This window comes from Flavobacterium sp. 2, assembly GCF_049949195.1.
GTDB lineage: Bacteria > Bacteroidota > Bacteroidia > Flavobacteriales > Flavobacteriaceae > Flavobacterium.
In genome coordinates, this window is sequence record NZ_CP188206.1 from 2,423,084 (window position 1) to 2,441,255 (window position 18,172).

The window sequence follows — 18,172 nt, forward strand, 5'->3', positions numbered from 1 at the left end:
AAAATAGAAAATCCCAAGAAATCACTTCTTGGGATTTTTTTATATCTTTATTTTAAATCTTATTTCTATGTGGAGACCTTTAATTGGTTTTATAATTTGTTTTCTTCTTTTGAATTGTGAGAAGAAAAAAAACATTCCTTATTTAATTTCAGTAGAAAAAATCAAATTATTAAATGATTTAAAACAGAAAAGCATTCCACCGCCACCTTTTTATTCATACAATAATCTCATCATAGATCAAAAAGGTAATTTTTATTTTTATCAAAAAGATTATACTCCTTGGCATTGTATTCCATCAGAGAAAGATACAATTCCAGATTTATTCGACATCAAACCAATTGAAATTACAAAAATCCCAAACAGTAGTATTATCGATTTCATTAAACAAAATGTTGCAAATAAAAATGAAATGAAACGTATTTTAATTATAGCATCTCAAAATGACACAATAAAGGACAACTCTTTAATTTCTTATTTAAACGAAAATGAATTACGAGCTTTCTCTATAAGAAGATCAACTCAAGAAGAAGATACAGTTTTAAAATACAAGAAAAATGACGAATACTACAATTATAAGAATATTAAATGGGACCAAAATAGAATTATGCTACCTGTTTATAAAATCGAAAACGAATAAATAAATATATCGTTCCTACGGAACTTCTGAACGCGGGATTTCATTTTTCAACGGAATAAATTCCGTCGCTACCAATATTTCATTCCTACGGAATTTTTCATTTCCTAAATACAATCTTTAAATCACCCCGCTTTTTTCAAATCCTTTTTTAATTCTTTTTCAGCAATTTTAAAGACTAATTTTTCCCGCCAGATTGCATAACGTTCTCTAAAAACAACTTTAATAGCACTATCAACGGCACCGTGCATAAACAAACTCCAAACACTTGCCATTTTTCTAGAAATCGATGAATCCCATGCACGAAGTGTTAAAGAAAAAGAACCATCTATATAACGCATCCAGTGCCACATTCCTGTTGGCATAAATAAAGTATCGCCGTGTTCCAGAAAAACTTCATATCCCTCGACACCTTTTAGCGCAGGAAATTTTTCAAAATCAGGATTTGCTACATCATAATCTTCTAATGCGTAAGTTGTATTTGGAAGACAATAAAGTCGTTTTTTCCATTTATTGTCAAATAGTATGATATGTTTTCGTCCTCCAAAATGAGTATGAAAAAGATGCGGCAAATCAATGTCATAATGCAAAAAAGTAATCGCCTTTGAGCCTCCAAAAAACATGGCTGGCATGCTTTCTATAAAACCGCCCATTAATTCTTTCGGAATTTTCACATCTTCAATTAATTCGGGTCTGTGTTTGAAAAGATTGAAGAAAAAAATACGCAGTTGTGTTGGCTCACGTTTTATCAAATCAAGATACTCGCCAAATTTCATACTCGCAATCGATGCGTTAATTACTTTTTTCGGATCTGCTTTTGAATTATCTACCAATTTAACCTCAATATCACCTGCAATCTCCTTAAAATATTCTGTTGACCATTTTTCTCTTGCAGGCCAGTCTTTTGTAAGCCCTTTTATGATTAAAGGCTTTCTTTTATCCAAATAATTCTTTTTAAAATCCTCTTTGGAAATAGACTCAACAGTATCAACAGATTTAAGGTTAAAGCTCATTTATTTAGCGATTTAAGTTCTTACTCTATCAAAAGTATCTAATTATTTTTACGCATCAAAATTTACAGTAAAATAACACAAAAACAATATTACATTCCAGTTCTAATCGCTTCAACCGGATCAAGATTTGCTGCTGAAACTGCTGGAAGTATACCTGAAATTATACCTACAAAAATAGACAATCCTGCTCCAATAAAGATATTCCAGAAACTTAAAACAAATTCGAATTCTAATAAATTAGTCAAAAGAAGGGAAAGAAGCCAAACAATAAACAAACCAATTATACCGCCAATTAAACAAAGCATAACAGCTTCAAATAAAAATTGAAATAATATAAATCGGTTTTTTGCTCCTAATGATTTTTGAATTCCAATTAAATTTGTTCGTTCTTTTACTGAAACAAACATAATATTAGCAACTCCAAAACCACCAACTAAAAAGGAAAAAATACTGATAAAAATTCCGGCAGTTCTTAAAGTACCTAAAATTCCATCAATAAAATCAGTAAAACCAGAAAGCACATTTACAAAGAAATTATCCATTTCGCCCGCTTTCATACCACGAATTGCACGAAGTTTTTGCGCAACTTCAGCTTTATAAGCATCCATATCTACGCCTTTAACAGGTTTCAAAACTATTACTGGCGTCATCGCATCACTATCGCCATACATGCGTCGAAGGAAATTTGCAGGCAAATAAACCGAAGTATCATTACTATCTCCAAAAAATCCTGCACCTTGTTTCGCAATTACACCAATAACCGTAAAACGCTGTCCGTACAAACGAATATTTTTCCCAAGAGGATCACTTGTTCCAAAAAGTCCTTCGGCAATATCATATCCCAAAACAATTACAGCCGTTCCCGAATTTGATTCCGATTCATTATAAAATCTTCCTTTATCAAAACTTATTCCGTCAATATCGACCATTTCAAATGAAGACGGAATAATGTTCACATCGGCAACAGTTTTCGAATCGTACTTTAAACTTTCTCTGGCTACAAAAAGCTGATAACCTACCTGATCAGTATTATTTAGCGAATTTTTCAAACCAATATATTCATCATATTTTACATTTGGGAACTGTTCTCTCTTCCATTGTGGAATTTCAGATGGACCAAAGCAATATTTCATTAAATAAATCGTATTTTTATCTAAACTGCTCAAATCTTTAGAAATTTTTCTATCTAAAGAATCCACAGCAGCCAAAACAGCAATAATCGAAAAAATACCAATTGTAACCCCAAGGAGCGACAATAAAGTTCTTAATTTATTATTTCGTAAAGCATTTATAGCAAAGCTCAGACTTTCTTTTAATAATCGAAGGTAAAGAAGCATATAGTAGTATTTTTCAATAAAGTAAAATTCAATAATTTAAAATCAAAAACCTAATAAAAGTTAACTTACTCATCAGTAGATTTTTTTAGCATAATGTTACATTAATTTTCTTTAAAATAATATTTAAAAAAACTACTTTTGCAGTCTCAAAAATCATAACTACACAATGAGCACAACTAAAAAAATACAATCAGCATTAATTTCTGTTTTTTCGAAAGATGGATTAGAACCAATCGTTAGAAAATTACACGAACAAAATGTAACACTTTACTCTACTGGCGGAACTGAAGATTTCATTAAAAACTTAGGAATTCCTGTAGTTCCTGTTGAAGATATTACTTCTTTCCCAGAAATTCTTGGAGGAAGAGTAAAAACATTGCACCCGAAAATTTTTGGAGGAATCTTGAACCGTCAGGATAATGAAAGTGATGTTCAGCAAATGAAAGAATTTGACATTCCTCAAATTGATTTAGTAATTGTTGATTTGTATCCTTTTGAAAAAACAGTTGCTTCTGGTGCAAGCGAACAAGACATTATTGAAAAAATTGATATTGGAGGAATCTCACTAATCCGTGCTGGTGCTAAAAACTTCAAAGACACTGTAATTGTTGCTTCGGTAAATGAATACAGCTTGCTTTTAGATTTAATTACAGAACAAGACGGAGCAACAACTTTGGAAAACAGAAGATTGTTAGCGACAAAAGCTTTCCACGTTTCTTCTCACTATGACGGAGCTATTTTTAATTATTTCAACACAGACGAAACTATTTACAAAGAAAGTATTGCAAATGGTCAAGTTTTAAGATATGGTGAAAACCCTCACCAAAAAGGTTTCTTCTTCGGAGATTTTGATGCAATGTTCAACAAAATTCACGGAAAAGAATTATCATATAACAATTTATTAGATGTTGATGCTGCAGTAAATTTAATTGCTGAATTTAAAACTGACGGACCAACGTTCGCGATTTTAAAACACAATAATGCTTGTGGTTTGGCTTCTAGAAAAACAATCAGCGAAGCTTATTTAGCAGCTTTGGCTTGTGATCCTACTTCTGCTTTTGGAGGAGTGTTAATTTCTAACACAAAAATTGATTTAGAAACAGCACAGGAAATCAACAAATTATTCTGCGAAGTGGTAATTGCTCCAGCATATGATAATGAAGCAGTTACTATTTTACAAGAGAAGAAAAACAGAATCATTTTGGTTCAAAATGAAGTTGAATTACCAAATCGTCAAGTAAGAACTTGTCTTAATGGTTTGTTAATTCAGGACAGAAATAATATTACGGATAATAAAGAGCATTTAAAAACCGTTACAATAACAGAACCTACTGCTCAGGAGATCGAAGATTTGATCTTTGCTTCTAAAATTTGCAAGAATACAAAATCAAACACTATTGTATTCGCAAAAAACGGAACACTAATTTCATCAGGTACAGGTCAGACATCAAGAGTCGATGCATTAATGCAGGCTGTAGACAAAGCGAAAGCATTTGGATTTGATTTAACTGGAGCTTCAATGGCAAGTGACGCATTTTTCCCATTTCCGGACTGTGTAGAATTGGCCAAAAAAGCAGGAATAACTGCTGTAATTCAGCCAGGAGGTTCGATAAAAGACGAATTAAGCATAAATTATTGCAACGAAAATAATCTTGCAATGGTATTTACAGGAACGCGTCATTTTAAACATTAATTTGTTTAACTTTGTTCGATAAATAATTTATAACATTTTAAACCCCTAAAAAACTTATGGGATTTTTTGATTTCATGACTGAGGATATTGCAATAGACCTTGGTACCGCAAACACTTTAATCATTCATAATGATAAAGTTGTTATTGACAGCCCCTCTATCGTAGCACGCGACAGAGTATCAGGCAAAATCATCGCCGTTGGTAAAGAAGCCAATATGATGCAAGGTAAAACGCATGAAAACATCAAGACCATAAGGCCATTGAAAGATGGAGTAATTGCCGATTTTGATGCTTCTGAAAAAATGATCAATATGTTCATTAAAAGTATTCCTGCATTGAAAAAAAGAATGTTTACGCCAGCTTTAAGAATGGTTGTATGTATTCCGTCTGGAATTACTGAGGTTGAAATGCGTGCAGTAAAAGAATCTTGTGAAAGAGTAAATGGAAAAGAAGTTTATTTGATTCACGAACCAATGGCAGCAGCAATCGGTATTGGAATCGACATTATGCAACCAAAAGGAAACATGATTGTGGATATCGGAGGTGGTACAACTGAAATTGCAGTTATCGCTTTAGGTGGAATTGTTTGCGACAAATCTGTAAAAATTGCAGGTGACGTTTTCACAAATGATATCGTTTATTACATGCGTACACAGCACAACTTATTTGTTGGAGAAAGTACTGCTGAAAAAATTAAAATTCAAATCGGAGCGGCTATCGAAGATTTAGACGGACCGCCAGAAGATATGTCAGTTCAAGGTAGAGATTTACTTACTGGTAAACCAAAACAAGTTGATGTTTCTTACCGTGAAATCGCAAAAGCATTAGACAAATCTATTCAGCGTATCGAGGATGCAGTAATGGAAACATTATCTCAAACTCCGCCTGAATTAGCTGCCGATATTTACAACACTGGTATTTATTTAGCTGGTGGTGGATCTATGTTGAGAGGTCTTGACAAACGTATTTCTCAAAAAACAGATTTACCAGTTTATATTGCTGAAGATCCGTTGAGAGCTGTTGTTCGCGGTACTGGAATGGCACTTAAAAACATTGCAAAATTCAAAAGCATCTTAATAAAATAAGATTCAAAACAAATAATTATACTTTTTATTAGAGTTAAATTCCAATATTTAACTCTAATAAAATTTTGAAACTTTAAGCATATCCTGAAACAAAATAACCAGACAAGAAATGCAGCAAATATTTAATTTCATTATAAGAAACAGTAATCGATTGCTGTTTTTGCTGCTTTTAGGTATTTCGTTGACGCTCACAATTCAATCACATTCTTACCATAGAAGCAAAATAATCAGTTCTGCCAACTTTTTAAGCGGAGGTGTTTATGAAAGAATTAATCGTATAGACGAATATTTGAATTTAAGAGCTGAAAATGAAGAACTTGTACTTGAAAACGCAAGGTTAAAAAGTCTTTTATTCAATAAAGAGGACACCACAAAATTACCTTTGCCTGATACAATTAAAGGAGTAAAGCCTGCTGACATTATTGTATCAAAAGTGATTCACAATACATACAGTACACACGAAAACTTTCTTACTTTAAATTCTGGATCTAATGAAGGTGTAAAGCCAGATATGGGAGTAATAAACAGCTTAGGAATTGTTGGAGTAATTGACAACACTTCTCCAAGATATTCAACTGTGGTTAGTATTTTGAACATGAAATCACAGATCAACGCCAAACTTAAAAAATCAAATCACTTTGGTTCTTTAACATGGGACGGAAAAAGTACTGGTTTTGTCCAGCTGAAAGATGTTCCAAGATTAGCTTCTGTTAGAAAAGGCGATACTATCGTAACAGGAGGGCAATCTGTAATTTTCCCTGAAGGAATCAACATTGGAACCGTTGAAACCGTTTACAAAGAAGAACAAACCAGTTTTTATGTTATAAAAGTTAAGTTATTTAACGATATGACAAACCTTGGACATGTTTACATTATCAAAAGCAAAGACAGAGAAGAACTTATTAATTTAGAAAAAAAGGAAAAAGATGAATAGCGCATTGTTAGTCAATATTTTTCGATTTATTATGTTACTGGCAATTCAGATTGTTATTTTCAACAATATGAATTTTTTAGGATACATAAGTCCTTTTCCGTATATTCTGTATATCATTCTTTATCCTGTAAACAGTAATAAATCAGGATTGATTATTTCGAGTTTTTTACTCGGATTAACAATGGATATGTTTTGTAATTCAGGAGGAATACATGCAACATCGTGTGTAATTCTTGCTTACTACAGGCCTTATATTTTTAAGTTTTCGTTTGGACTGAGTTATGAATATCAAACCATCAAATTAAACGAATCCTTAACACCAGAAAGGTTTTCATTTATTTTGGTATCAGTTTTGCTGCATCATATCATATTGTTTGTACTCGAAGCGTTCCAATTCAAATTCATTTGGGACATTTTACTACGAACGCTGTTTAGCTCAATTTTTACAATTATAACCTCAATCATAATCATTTATCTTATTAAGCCCAATAAACGATGAGAAAAGTTCTGCTACCCGCTTTAATTATCATTGCAGGATCTTTACTGGTGATCAGGGTATTTTATTTGCAAATTGTAGACGATTCATTTAAGCTAAAATCAGAAAACAACGCAATAAAAAAACAGTACGACTATCCTGAGAGAGGTTATATTTACGACAGAAACGGTAAACTTTTAGTTGCCAATCAGGCTTCTTATGATATCATGGTTATTCCACGCGATATCAAAGAAGATTTGAATGTTACTGAGTTTTGTTCTTTACTAAACATCACAAAAGAAGAATACGACAAAAGAATTGCGAAAGCTAAAGTATATAGTCCTCGTCTTCCTTCTGTATTTTTAGCTCAATTAAATAAAAATGAATTTGCTGCTTTTCAAGAAAAAATCAGAAAATTTGAAGGTTTCTATTTCCAAAAACGTTCACTTCGTGATTACGAAGTAGATTATGGCGCCAATATATTTGGTTTTATCACTCAGGTAAATGAAAACTTAATTAAAAAAAATCCATATTATAATAGTGGAGATTTAATTGGACAGCAAGGTGTTGAACAAAGCTACGAAGAAGTTTTACGTGGTATAAAAGGTGTAAAATACATTCAGAAAGACAAATACAACCGAGAAATTGGTTCGTATAAAGACGGAAAATACGATACAATTGCTGTTGCCGGAGAAGATATCAATTTAACTATTGATGGCGAACTTCAAAAGTATGGCCAAGAGTTAATGATCAATAAAAGAGGCGGAATTGTTGCTATTGAGCCTAAAACCGGTGAAATTTTAGCATTAGTGACCGCTCCATCTTTCGATCCTGGAATTTTAGTAGGAAGACAAAAATCTAAGAATTATACACTTTTATATCACGATTCAATAGCAAAACCTTTATACGACAGAGGGCTTTTAGCAGAATATCCGCCAGGATCGCCATTTAAAATCTTAACTGGACTTGTTGCACTTCAAGAAGGAGTTATTGATGAGCATACGACTTTTATGTGTCATCACGGTTTTAGCTACGGACGAGGGCGCTTTATGAAGTGTCACGGCTTTGGACCTCATCAATTAAATAACGGGATTTACAATTCTTGTAATACTTATTTTGCACAATCTTACATGCTAACGATTAACAAATATAAGAATCCCGGGTACGCAGTTGATGTTTGGAGCGGGCACGTGAAAAGTTTTGGTCTTGGCCAATTTATGGGATATGATTTGCCAACGGGAAGAAAAGGAAATATTCCAACTTCTAAAACTTACAAAAAAATATACCCAAATGGTGGCTGGAGAAGCACCACAATTGTATCTAATGCTATTGGTCAGGGTGAAGTTTTAATGACCCCTATTCAATTAGCGAATATGATGGCGACTGTTGCAAATCAAGGTTATTATTACACTCCTCACATTATTAAAAAAATCGAGGGTAAAAAAATAGATGCAAAATTTACAACTAAACACGAAACTACGATTGATAAAAAGTATTTCCCTCCGGTTATAAATGGTTTATTTGACGTTTACAACAAAGGAACAGCTTATGCACTTAGAGTTGAAGGTATTGATATCTGCGGAAAAACAGGTACAGCTGAGAATTTTGCAAAAATCAACGGAGTACGAACAAAACTAAAAGACCACTCTATTTTTGTGGCATTTGCTCCAAAAGACAATCCAAAAATCGCTATTGCAATTATGATTGAAAACGGAGGTTTTGGTGCAACAGTTGCCGGACCAATTGCAAGTTTGATGATTGAAAAATATTTAAGAAAGAAGATTACAAGAACTGATTTAGAAGTTCGTGTTTTGAATAAAAGTCTGGTTGCTGAATATGCTAAATTAGGCGGAATAAGTGAAGCAAGCGCAATTGAATCTACACCAAAAGATTCGATTTTAAAAGCTAAAATCGTTACTCCTAAGCCAGGTGTTCCTAAAACAGAAATGAAGAAAATAGCAACCGATACCACTAAAGAAAACTAAGAAAGATTATTTCAAATGAAAAATCAAAGTGTAAAAAATAATATTGACTGGATAAGTGTTTTTATCTACATCACGTTAGTAATATTAGGGTGGTTGAATATTTATTCGTCTTCATTACTATCTACAGAAGGAACGTATCAAAAACAGCTTATTTTTATTGGCTGTACAGTGCCATTAATTTTTGTGGTGCTTTTTGTTGACGGAAAATTCTATGAGAAATATGCTAGTATAATATTTGGAGTTGCACTATTATCTCTTGCCGGATTGTTTCTTTTTGGAAAAACAATTGCCGGACAACGATGCTGGTATGCTATAGGAAGCTTTACTTTACAACCTTCAGAATTTGCAAAAGCAGCCACGTCATTAGCGCTGGCAAAATATCTGAGCGACACACAAATCAACCTTAAGGATGTCAATAGGCAAATACAGGCGCTTGCTATTGTATTTTTGCCTGTCTTGCTGATTTTACCTCAGCCTGACCCTGGAAGTGCTTTAATTTACAGTATTTTTATTATTGTTTTATACAGAGAAGGTTTACCTTCTTGGTATGTATGGACCGGTTTTATTACTATTTTATTATTTGTATTAACACTTATTCTTGAACCTTATGTAGTTATTATTATAGCTGCGGTTGTCTTAGCAATTATACATTTCAAAGGCCGAGTTGTCGACAGAAATTTATTAATGAGTAGTATACTTTTGGCTATTATTTCTGCTTTTGTTTTCTCTGTTGACTATGTATTTGACAATGTTTTCAAACAGCATCACAGAGACCGTTTTAATATTTTACTTGGAAAAACAGTCGATATGAAAGGTATTGGTTATAACACTAACCAATCTGAAATTGCTATTGGATCAGGTGGATGGCTTGGAAAAGGTTTTTTACAGGGCACACAAACCAAAGGAGGATTTGTACCTGAACAACATACCGATTATATTTTTACAACCGTTGGTGAAGAATGGGGTTTTGTAGGTTCACTAGTTGTGATCGCGCTTTTTGTCGGTTTATTTTTAAGAGTAATTTATTTAGCAGAAAGACAAAAAACTAAATTTAGCCGTGTTTATGGTTACTGTGTCGCAGGAATCTTATTCATTCACTTTTTTGTAAACATTGCTATGGTTATCGGTATTTTCCCAACTATTGGAGTTCCTTTGCCTTTCTTTTCATATGGTGGCTCCGGACTCTGGGGCTTCACAATTTTGTTGTTTATCTTCTTAAAAATGGATGCCAACAAAGTAAACGAATGGTAATCTGTTTAATTTCAAAATAAAAAATACCTTTTACAAATCTGAAAAGAAATCATTAATTGTAAAATCATAACGATTTCTAACACATGAATCATATTAAAATGACAGTTAAATAAAATTATTTTACGCACACAATCATACCTATTATAAGAATAAAAAAAGTCCGAAGTAATAACTTCGGACTTTTTTTATTCTTTATATATCTAATTTATATCTTTTCTCCACTAGTTCTTTTTTTGATAAGCTTTAAGAAGACTGGGAATGTTGACACAATTATTATTCCTATTACAATAACTTCAATGTGTTCTTTTAAATCAATTCCGTGTTCTAAAAATACACCGTATAAATAATGTCCCGAAAAGATTAATACGAAAGACCATAAAAATGAACTTAAAATATTATAGAACATGAATTTCTTTTTATCCATTGAAACTATCCCTGCAATAATTGGTGCAAAAGTTCTAAAGATTGGAAGGAAACGAGCATAAATAATTGCTTTTCCACCATATTTTTCAAAAAAGTCTTTAGATTGTAATAAGTATTTCTTCTTGAACCAAAATGTATCTTCTTTTTTAAACAGATAATAACCACTTTTTGCTCCAAACCAATATCCGGTCATATTTCCCAAAACTCCCATAATAGCAACTAAAGTTGAGAGAATGAACACATTTACAAAATCACTTGGAATAGAAATAACATTTTCGATTAAGTCACGGCTGTAAATCCCTGATAAAAAAAGCAGACTGTCACCAGGAAGGAAAAAACCAGCAAAGAGTCCGGTTTCTGCAAAAACAATAAACAGCACTATGTATAAACCAATTTGAAAACCGCCGATACTTAATGTGATATAAAATTCAGGGTTGACTAATTGTGTCCAATCAAAATTATTCATAAAAATGGTTTGGTTATACTTTATTTAAGTTCGTGAAAGTAACAATAATTTACTTCAACCACAATAAAATGCGGTATTTTAAAGATTAATTAACTATAAAAAAAGCCTCAAGAAAAAACTTGAGGCTTCAAATATTATTATTCTCTTACATACTTGCAACAACTGTGCAAATTATCATAATCGGCCTGAGTAGCTTTAACCTCTTTAGTGTCATGGCCTACTTTAGCAATAGCATTATTTAAGTCGGCTGGCGATGATTTTTCTTCATTCAAAATCACAGCAAGCTGATGCGACGTAATGTCCCAAGTTGCAGTTTTTACACCAGGTACACTGAAAGCTGCTTTTTCAATACGTTTCTTACATTGCTCACAGTTTCCGTTAACTTCTGTTGTGTATTTTAAATTCTTATTCTTTTTAGTTTGGGCTTGCGCCGAAAAGCCTAAAAACCCAATTATTGCTATTAAAATTATTTTTTTCATTTTATTTAAATTTGATATTGTTATTGAAATTTGTTTTGCAATTATTTTATTTTAAATCGTAATCCTGCGTAATACATTTGTCCAAAAATTGGAGCATACGCAACAGAAGCATCAAAATTTGGTCCAAATGGATCATCAGCGCCTAAAATCGCTTTTTGCTGTTTATAATTTCCGATATTCTCTCCGCCAATATAGACTTCAAAAACATCAGAAAAAACTCTTGTCACCTGTGCATTCATAACAGCATATGCCGGAGAAAAATCAGGAAACTGATCTTCTGTCGGATTTGATGCAGTATAAGGCAATTGTTGATTTCCTGTCCAGTTGAACGTATAATCAAACTTCCATTGTTTTCCATTATCTGAAGTCGTTTCATATTCCAGATTCCCTAGAAAACGATGTTTGGCCTGCAACGGACGCTGAAAAGTTCCTCTCAAATAATCGGTTTGAATGTCATAATATTTATAAGCTGTTCTTAAATTCAAATTATGAATAAGCTCATAATTAAACTCTAATTGAAAACTATTTGCAAATGAACTTCCTTTTAAATTATAAAACAAAACATCTTGCGGACTTTGCATTAAATCGACAACGGCCTGATTCTGAAAATCAGTTCTGTAGAAATCAAATCCAGCTTCAGCGTTTTTATTAAAAAGTCTAAACTTTTGCGAAAAGCTGATTCCGTAATTCCACGCAATTTCTGGATTTAATCCGTAGATTTTTCCATTTGTATCCAAAATTGAAAATGTTCTGGAACTAGCAAAAAGTTGTTGATTTTCGGCAAAAATATTAGCAGAACGTTTTCCTCTTCCAGCAGAAAAACGAATTACTCCATTTTTCCAAGGATTATATCTCATGTGCAGACGAGGCGTCACAAAAAAGCCCAATCGATTATGATTATCAACTCTTCCGCCCAAGATCAAACTAAAATTATCTGTATTATCATAAGTATACTCAAAAAAAGCACCAACAGAATTATCAATTCGGCTGTAATCATTTACATTCACAAATTCCTGATATTGATCGTATGTAAAATTCAATCCAGTTGTAAATTTATGTTTTGTATTATTGATAATTGAGTTAAAAATCAAATTCGAATAAAAGCTATTCTGCTTAATATCATATAAATTCAAACCGAAATAAGAATTTTGATTATGACTATTAAAAGCATTTTGAAAACCAATACTTTGATAAGGCATATCTTTAAAAACATAACCGATCTTAGTTGATACATCAAAACGTTCTGTGTTGATTTCTGAACCCCAGTGATTTGTAGTTCCGCGGTCAACATCTTTATCAAAATCAACCTCTCCGGTTTGTTTCTTATCATTCATATATCTGAAATTGATAAAACTCACCAAACCGCTTTCAGGATCATAATATTGATAACGATTTAAAATGTTGATTTGTTTTCCTAACGGATTATCTAAAAATCCATCATTATTCATATCGTTTTTTGCGACACGAGTATTTCCATGAACAAAGAGACTTGTCGCCCACTTATCAGATAGTTTTTTATTGAAATGTGTATTCAATTCAAAACGCGCATCTGTAGAACCGTAAGCATTTAAGAAAAATGGAATATCGCTCAAAGGCTTTAAAAGCTCGGTATTTATCTGTCCCGAAATACTTTCATAACCATTAATAACACTCCCCGCTCCTTTTGTAATCTGAACACTTTCAATCCATGTTCCGGGCGTAAAAGACAATCCATAAGCTTGAGAAGCTCCGCGAACTGAAGGAATATTTTCTTCGGTAATCATCAAATACGGACTTGTTAAACCTAACATTTTTATCTGTTTGGTTCCCGTTAAAGCATCTGAAAAATTGACATCAATAGAAGGATTGGTTTCAAAGCTTTCGGCCAAATTACAGCATGCCGCTTTTAGCAATTCTTTACTTGTAATAACAGCTGTATTGGATGTAAGTGTGTAGGATTTTTTAATTCCTTTTTGCTTTTTGGTGACTTTAACTTCCTGCAAATCTTCCTGCGAAAAAGCAGTAACAGAGAGCAAAATCATGCCCAAAAGCATTATATTTTTGTGCATATAAATGATTTTAATGTTATTAGAAAAGCTGTTTCTAATTCTTCTTTTAGAAAAAACAGCAAATTTCAAGCGCAAAAAATTGGCTTGATTCTAAACATTAAAATCAGGAATAAAAAATGTATTGATTGTATAATTTGAATAAAGGCGGCGCATTAGCATCAGCATAATACGAAGTGATCTGATTGCTTTTAAAATTTGGAACAGCTAAAAAAGCAATTGTTTTATATTCCTGAATTACAGCTGGAAAATCAAGCTGAAAAAAGAATATTTTGACAGTAGCATTATCTGATTTCTTTTCGAAATGAACAACTTTGTCTTTACAGCAAGAAGATTTCTTTTCATTGTCTCCACAGCATTTCTTTTCTGGAGCAGCGTTCGACGTTGTATTTAGAGAAACAGAAGCGATTTCGCCTCCGCAATAATGCACATCAAAAGCAAACCCGATGTTGGAAACCAACAATAGGAAAGCTAAAAATAATCCTGTGCACTTTTTTAAATTCATACTGCAAAATTATCTAAAAAGACCGTAAAAAGATTTAATGATTTGTTATTTTTTTAAATTTTGCTGCTGATAATAAAATGCGGGAATAAAAAGCAGTACAAATATGGGCTGAATTATAAATCTTCGGACATAGAAAAGAAGCCAATTTGCATTTGGAAAATAATCTAAAATAACAAAAAAGGCAATAAACAGAATGACCAGAAAAAATGCATATAAAAAAACACTAAACTTAAAAATGTCAGCATTTCTAAAAAGCACATAAATCAAAGCTAAAGACAAAATTGTATTTAAAAAATACCTCAAGATAAGTCCGAAAAAAAGTTTCAGAATATTGACTTCCGGATAAGGTAAATTTTTAAAATCGGCCTCAAAATATTCTAAAAAAGGATCATAGAAAAGATTATTTTCAAATGCCCGAATGACACCAAAACACATCACGATACAAACCGCAAGCAAGATTTTGAATTTATGTTCTAGCAAATTACTTAGCATATTTTGAAAATTTATTCACCCAAATCACCCACAAAGTAAAAACCAATCCGTAAATAATCAGAGGAAAAAGAACGCCGTGCAAAAAGTGCTCATGTTCCGGATATTTAAAAAGTAAAACCGTCAAAAAAGCAATTCGGAGAACATTTAAAACATAAATAAAAAGAGAGCCAAATAAAATAAAAAGCAAAGTCGTTTTGAATTTTCCTGAAAAAGCAATCACAAACGAAACAAACAATATAATAACACTGACAGCATTACAACCTTCTACTATTCTGATCGTAAATCGTTTATTGTACCAAACTTCTAAAGAAGGCTGAGAAAGACTTTTTATAATACTAATGTCAGAATTAAAAAAATGCATTAACTGTTCTACATTTCGTCCAACAATTCTTGAAATTCCGTCAATTTCCAATGAATCAAAACTGTTCAGATAGTATTTATAGATTATCGTCAGTAAAATATAAGCGAAGAAAAAAGTGCCTATAAAAATCAGAAAAGGTTTAAATTGTATTAAATATTTTTTCAACGGATTTTTTTTTCAAATTTATATATTTTTTAACTCCTGCTTTAAATACTTTTGTATAAAATTTATTTATCATGACTTTTCAAGAATTACAACCAAAAATAAGCGCTATTGTTGCTGATACAAACATAGTTAGAGACGAAAAATTATTAGCAATCTGTCAATTGTTAAACGAAAATGTAGAATATTACAACTGGGTTGGTTTTTATTTTGCCAATCACGAAAATAAAACACTTCATTTAGGACCTTATGTTGGTGCTGAAACAGATCATACGGTTATTCCATTTGGAAAAGGAATTTGTGGTCAGGTAGCAGAAAGTAATGCTAATTTTGTCGTTCCGGATGTTGCCGCACAAGACAATTATATTGCCTGCAGCTTTACTGTAAAATCAGAAATTGTGGTGCCATTATTCGTTGATGGGGTAAACATTGGCCAAATCGATATTGACAGCCACGTTATTGATCCGTTTACTGAAGCAGACGAAAGATTTTTAGAATTTGTAAATCAAGAAGTTGCTAAATTATTCTAGAAGAACTATTTTTAGGTAAAAAATAGAACTGAATGAAAAGAAACATCTTCATTTTTCTGCTTCTTATATTCTCAGTTAATCTCTTCGCGCAAATTAACATGGTCTCAAAAAAAATCTTTTTGGACTCGTTAAATAATGAATGTACGCCTGAAAAACATGCTTACACGAGAGTAATCACCAATTATTCCCAAAAAAGCGTTCGCTACGTTGTAACCGATTTTTACAAAAACGGAAGAAAGAAAATGACCGGCACAACTTTAGATAAAGATCTTCTAAAAAAGGACGGGGAATTTATTTGTTACTATAAAAACGGCGCAAAAGAATCTGTGGTAAATTATTCTCAGGATCATAAAGAAGGCAAAGAGATTAACTGGTATGAAAACCAAAGTAAAAAATTCGAAAAACAGAATATCTGGAACCCAAAAACTAAAAGTGTTCAGACTTTAATACTTAATGCCTGGGATGAAGATAAAATCCAAACCGTAGTTGATGGTGAAGGAGATTTTGAAGAAACTGACAAATTCATAATTCAAAAAGGAACCCTGAAAAATGGTTTAAAACAGGGTCTCTGGAAGGGAAATGATAGTGCTCAAAAAATTACTTTTGTTGATAATTATGACAAGGGAATTTTAATCTCTGGAGAAAGCATAGATCAAAACAATGTAAAAATTACCTATTCTTCTTTGACTGAAAAATACGCTTTGAAAAAAAGCCCAAAATTAAAATAGCAATTAAATTAAAAGCAAAGATTACTTTAAGCTAACGCTGAATCTTTGCTTGTTTGTGTTAAAAATACTACTTTAGCTTTTCATTAACTAACCTAATATGAAAGCTATTTTACGCGTATTATTTTTTCTTTTCATTTCTACCCAACTTTTTTCTCAATCACTTCTTTCAGAAAGTAAAGTAATATTTCTGGACTCTTCCTATGTAGAAAGTTCAGCAGTAGACTATAAATATATTAGGATTATTGAAGATTATTATACTGATAAGAAATCGTATAATTATAAAGAATATTACAAATCCAAAGCAATTAAATGTATAGGAACAACTTTAGATAAAGATGTTATTAGACTAGACGGTCCATTTATTTCGTATTATGAAAATGGCAACAAAAAGTCGACTGTAACTTTTGCAAAGCTCAAAAAAACAGGAAAAGAATTCAAATGGTACGAAAACGGAAATATCAAATCAGAAATTGAATATTTCGAAAGTAAAAAAGGAGAAGTTGAGTGCAAGCTCAACAATTTCTGGAATCCTCAAAAAGAACAAATCGTAACCTACGGCAATGGCGACTATACATATGCAAATGAATATTCCGAAGAAAGCGGAAAGATAAAAGATGGTTTGCCTGATGGTATCTGGAAAGGAAAATATCTCGAAAAGAAATCAAGTTTTACTGAAACTTATGAAAATGGCAAATTAGTTTCAGGAATTAGTTTGGATTCTTTAAATGTTGAGCACCCTTATACGATAAGAGATCAACCTCCAAGTCCAAAAAAAGGTATAAATTCTTTTTACACGTATGTTGGAAGATCAATGGTTATACCAGTTGAAGCAAGAAATAAGGTTTTTGGAAAGATATATTTAACTTTCACTGTAGATGAAGAAGGAAATCTGGTTGAACCAAAAATATTAAAAGGACTTGGTTATGGATTAGATGAAAATGCGATTAGTGTAATTAAAGGTGCAAAAAAATGGAATCCAGGTATAAGAAGAGGTATTCCGGTAAGAGTTCTTTATTCATTACCGTTGACGATAGCTCCACCAAATTAGCGCTTTTTAGCAAAAACCAAATCCTTAAAACATTAAAAAAGAAATATTTTTAGCTTAAATTGTTTAATCTTTAAATTTTTCAAGTTTTAAATTTATTTTTTCGGAAAAAAGATGTATTTTTGCACCCGTCTTACAAAAGTTGTAAAGACATACATAAAAATCATTAAATAATATTGGAATGTATTTAACTAAAGAAAAGAAAGAAGAGATTTTCGCACAACACGGTGGTGCAACAAACACTGGAAGCGCAGAAGGTCAAATTGCATTGTTCACTTACAGAATTTCTCACTTAACTGAACACTTGAAAAAAAATCGTCACGATTACAACACTGAGCGTTCTCTTGTACTATTAGTAGGTAAAAGAAGAGCTTTGTTAGATTACTTGAAAAAGAAAGAAATTAACAGATATCGTGAGATTATCAAAGTATTGAATATCAGAAAATAATCAATATAGAAAAGAGGTGCGAAAGTGCCTCTTTTTGTTTTTACATTACACGCATAATACAAGAAAAAAAGTTTGGTTTTT

At 32.0% G+C, this 18,172-nt stretch carries 19 protein-coding genes; 11 read left to right on the plus strand and 8 right to left on the minus strand.

The window, feature by feature from the left end; translation table 11 throughout:
- Positions 1-67: 67 nt before the first annotated feature.
- A complete protein-coding gene (locus ACNFIH_RS10375) occupies positions 68-637 on the plus strand; it encodes a hypothetical protein (RefSeq protein WP_426486557.1) in 570 nt (189 codons plus the stop codon).
- 122 nt (positions 638-759) lie between these two features.
- Here the strand turns inward: ACNFIH_RS10375 and ACNFIH_RS10380 are convergent, their stop codons facing one another.
- On the minus strand, positions 760-1,647 hold the full coding sequence (locus ACNFIH_RS10380; RefSeq protein WP_426486558.1) for a cupin-like domain-containing protein: 888 nt from the start codon (positions 1,645-1,647) through the stop codon (positions 760-762).
- An 89-nt stretch (positions 1,648-1,736) separates the two neighbouring features.
- On the minus strand, positions 1,737-2,984 hold the full coding sequence (locus tag ACNFIH_RS10385; protein WP_426486559.1) for an ABC transporter permease: 1,248 nt from the start codon (positions 2,982-2,984) through the stop codon (positions 1,737-1,739).
- A gap of 166 nt (positions 2,985-3,150) precedes the next feature.
- On the opposite strand from ACNFIH_RS10385, the gene purH reads away from it, so the two are divergent.
- From purH to rodA, 6 genes are all read left to right on the plus strand, one after another.
- Positions 3,151-4,677: a bifunctional phosphoribosylaminoimidazolecarboxamide formyltransferase/IMP cyclohydrolase gene (gene purH / locus ACNFIH_RS10390; protein WP_426486560.1), complete on the plus strand. Its 1,527-nt coding sequence runs from the start codon at positions 3,151-3,153 to the stop codon at positions 4,675-4,677.
- Positions 4,678-4,733: 56 nt separating this feature from the next.
- Positions 4,734-5,762: a rod shape-determining protein gene (locus tag ACNFIH_RS10395; RefSeq protein ID WP_008466528.1), complete on the plus strand. Its 1,029-nt coding sequence runs from the start codon at positions 4,734-4,736 to the stop codon at positions 5,760-5,762.
- Between the two features lie 109 nt (positions 5,763-5,871).
- Entirely contained in the window at positions 5,872-6,696 is an 825-nt protein-coding gene (gene mreC / locus ACNFIH_RS10400; protein WP_035645686.1) for a rod shape-determining protein MreC, read from the plus strand.
- On the plus strand, positions 6,689-7,195 hold the full coding sequence (locus ACNFIH_RS10405) for a rod shape-determining protein MreD (RefSeq protein ID WP_133523327.1): 507 nt from the start codon (positions 6,689-6,691) through the stop codon (positions 7,193-7,195). The genes mreC and ACNFIH_RS10405 overlap by 8 nt, the downstream gene beginning before the upstream one ends.
- A complete protein-coding gene (gene mrdA / locus ACNFIH_RS10410; protein ID WP_035645691.1) occupies positions 7,192-9,156 on the plus strand; it encodes a penicillin-binding protein 2 in 1,965 nt (654 codons plus the stop codon). Before ACNFIH_RS10405 ends, mrdA begins: the two co-directional genes overlap by 4 nt.
- 15 nt (positions 9,157-9,171) lie before the next feature.
- Positions 9,172-10,407, plus strand: a complete 1,236-nt coding sequence (rodA, locus tag ACNFIH_RS10415; RefSeq protein ID WP_426486561.1) for a rod shape-determining protein RodA — start codon at positions 9,172-9,174, stop codon at positions 10,405-10,407.
- A gap of 205 nt (positions 10,408-10,612) precedes the next feature.
- On the opposite strand, the gene ACNFIH_RS10420 is transcribed toward rodA, so the two are convergent.
- The 6 genes from ACNFIH_RS10420 to xrtF form a co-directional block, all read right to left on the minus strand.
- Complete coding sequence (locus ACNFIH_RS10420; protein WP_426486562.1) at positions 10,613-11,296, minus strand: DedA family protein; 684 nt, start codon at positions 11,294-11,296, stop codon at positions 10,613-10,615.
- Positions 11,297-11,433: 137 nt separating this feature from the next.
- Entirely contained in the window at positions 11,434-11,775 is a 342-nt protein-coding gene (locus ACNFIH_RS10425; RefSeq protein WP_035645699.1) for a heavy-metal-associated domain-containing protein, read from the minus strand.
- A gap of 41 nt (positions 11,776-11,816) precedes the next feature.
- Positions 11,817-13,823 (minus strand): TonB-dependent receptor plug domain-containing protein, encoded by a 2,007-nt coding sequence (locus ACNFIH_RS10430; protein ID WP_426486563.1) that lies wholly within the window; start codon positions 13,821-13,823, stop codon positions 11,817-11,819.
- Between the two features lie 103 nt (positions 13,824-13,926).
- The gene (locus tag ACNFIH_RS10435) at positions 13,927-14,325 is read right to left on the minus strand and encodes an HYC_CC_PP family protein (protein WP_035645701.1); all 399 of its coding nucleotides are present in this window, start codon (positions 14,323-14,325) and stop codon (positions 13,927-13,929) included.
- 45 nt (positions 14,326-14,370) lie between these two features.
- Positions 14,371-14,817 carry an exosortase F system-associated membrane protein gene (locus ACNFIH_RS10440; RefSeq protein WP_426486564.1) on the minus strand — a complete coding sequence of 149 codons (447 nt, stop codon included), beginning with the start codon at positions 14,815-14,817 and terminating at the stop codon, positions 14,371-14,373.
- Positions 14,807-15,343, minus strand: coding sequence for an exosortase family protein XrtF (gene xrtF, locus ACNFIH_RS10445; protein WP_426486565.1), 537 nt, complete (start codon positions 15,341-15,343; stop codon positions 14,807-14,809). Before xrtF ends, ACNFIH_RS10440 begins: the two co-directional genes overlap by 11 nt.
- A 71-nt stretch (positions 15,344-15,414) precedes the next feature.
- Between xrtF and ACNFIH_RS10450 the strand changes: the two genes are divergently transcribed.
- The 4 genes from ACNFIH_RS10450 (at position 15,415) to rpsO (ending at position 18,091) form a co-directional block, all read left to right on the plus strand.
- Entirely contained in the window at positions 15,415-15,870 is a 456-nt protein-coding gene (locus tag ACNFIH_RS10450; RefSeq protein ID WP_142450238.1) for a GAF domain-containing protein, read from the plus strand.
- Positions 15,871-15,989: 119 nt separating this feature from the next.
- Positions 15,990-16,598, plus strand: coding sequence for a hypothetical protein (locus tag ACNFIH_RS10455; protein ID WP_426486566.1), 609 nt, complete (start codon positions 15,990-15,992; stop codon positions 16,596-16,598).
- Between the two features lie 97 nt (positions 16,599-16,695).
- Positions 16,696-17,646 (plus strand): energy transducer TonB, encoded by a 951-nt coding sequence (locus ACNFIH_RS10460; protein ID WP_426486567.1) that lies wholly within the window; start codon positions 16,696-16,698, stop codon positions 17,644-17,646.
- A 178-nt stretch (positions 17,647-17,824) separates the two neighbouring features.
- Positions 17,825-18,091 carry a 30S ribosomal protein S15 gene (gene rpsO / locus ACNFIH_RS10465; protein ID WP_007804772.1) on the plus strand — a complete coding sequence of 89 codons (267 nt, stop codon included), beginning with the start codon at positions 17,825-17,827 and terminating at the stop codon, positions 18,089-18,091.
- Positions 18,092-18,172: the final 81 nt, after the last annotated feature.

Excerpts from the sequence above, each read along its gene's own strand:
- ACNFIH_RS10375 (WP_426486557.1), top strand. The coding sequence starts at position 68 with ATGTGGAGACCTTTAATTGGTTTTATAATTTGTTTTCTTCTTTTGAAT.
- ACNFIH_RS10380 (WP_426486558.1), bottom strand. The coding sequence starts at position 1,647 with ATGAGCTTTAACCTTAAATCTGTTGATACTGTTGAGTCTATTTCCAAA.
- ACNFIH_RS10385 (WP_426486559.1), bottom strand. The coding sequence starts at position 2,984 with ATGCTTCTTTACCTTCGATTATTAAAAGAAAGTCTGAGCTTTGCTATA.
- purH (WP_426486560.1), top strand. The coding sequence starts at position 3,151 with ATGAGCACAACTAAAAAAATACAATCAGCATTAATTTCTGTTTTTTCG.
- ACNFIH_RS10395 (WP_008466528.1), top strand. The coding sequence starts at position 4,734 with ATGGGATTTTTTGATTTCATGACTGAGGATATTGCAATAGACCTTGGT.
- mreC (WP_035645686.1), top strand. The coding sequence starts at position 5,872 with ATGCAGCAAATATTTAATTTCATTATAAGAAACAGTAATCGATTGCTG.
- ACNFIH_RS10405 (WP_133523327.1), top strand. The coding sequence starts at position 6,689 with ATGAATAGCGCATTGTTAGTCAATATTTTTCGATTTATTATGTTACTG.
- mrdA (WP_035645691.1), top strand. The coding sequence starts at position 7,192 with ATGAGAAAAGTTCTGCTACCCGCTTTAATTATCATTGCAGGATCTTTA.
- rodA (WP_426486561.1), top strand. The coding sequence starts at position 9,172 with ATGAAAAATCAAAGTGTAAAAAATAATATTGACTGGATAAGTGTTTTT.
- ACNFIH_RS10420 (WP_426486562.1), bottom strand. The coding sequence starts at position 11,296 with ATGAATAATTTTGATTGGACACAATTAGTCAACCCTGAATTTTATATC.
- ACNFIH_RS10425 (WP_035645699.1), bottom strand. The coding sequence starts at position 11,775 with ATGAAAAAAATAATTTTAATAGCAATAATTGGGTTTTTAGGCTTTTCG.
- ACNFIH_RS10430 (WP_426486563.1), bottom strand. The coding sequence starts at position 13,823 with ATGCACAAAAATATAATGCTTTTGGGCATGATTTTGCTCTCTGTTACT.
- ACNFIH_RS10435 (WP_035645701.1), bottom strand. The coding sequence starts at position 14,325 with ATGAATTTAAAAAAGTGCACAGGATTATTTTTAGCTTTCCTATTGTTG.
- ACNFIH_RS10440 (WP_426486564.1), bottom strand. The coding sequence starts at position 14,817 with ATGCTAAGTAATTTGCTAGAACATAAATTCAAAATCTTGCTTGCGGTT.
- ACNFIH_RS10450 (WP_142450238.1), top strand. The coding sequence starts at position 15,415 with ATGACTTTTCAAGAATTACAACCAAAAATAAGCGCTATTGTTGCTGAT.
- ACNFIH_RS10460 (WP_426486567.1), top strand. The coding sequence starts at position 16,696 with ATGAAAGCTATTTTACGCGTATTATTTTTTCTTTTCATTTCTACCCAA.
- rpsO (WP_007804772.1), top strand. The coding sequence starts at position 17,825 with ATGTATTTAACTAAAGAAAAGAAAGAAGAGATTTTCGCACAACACGGT.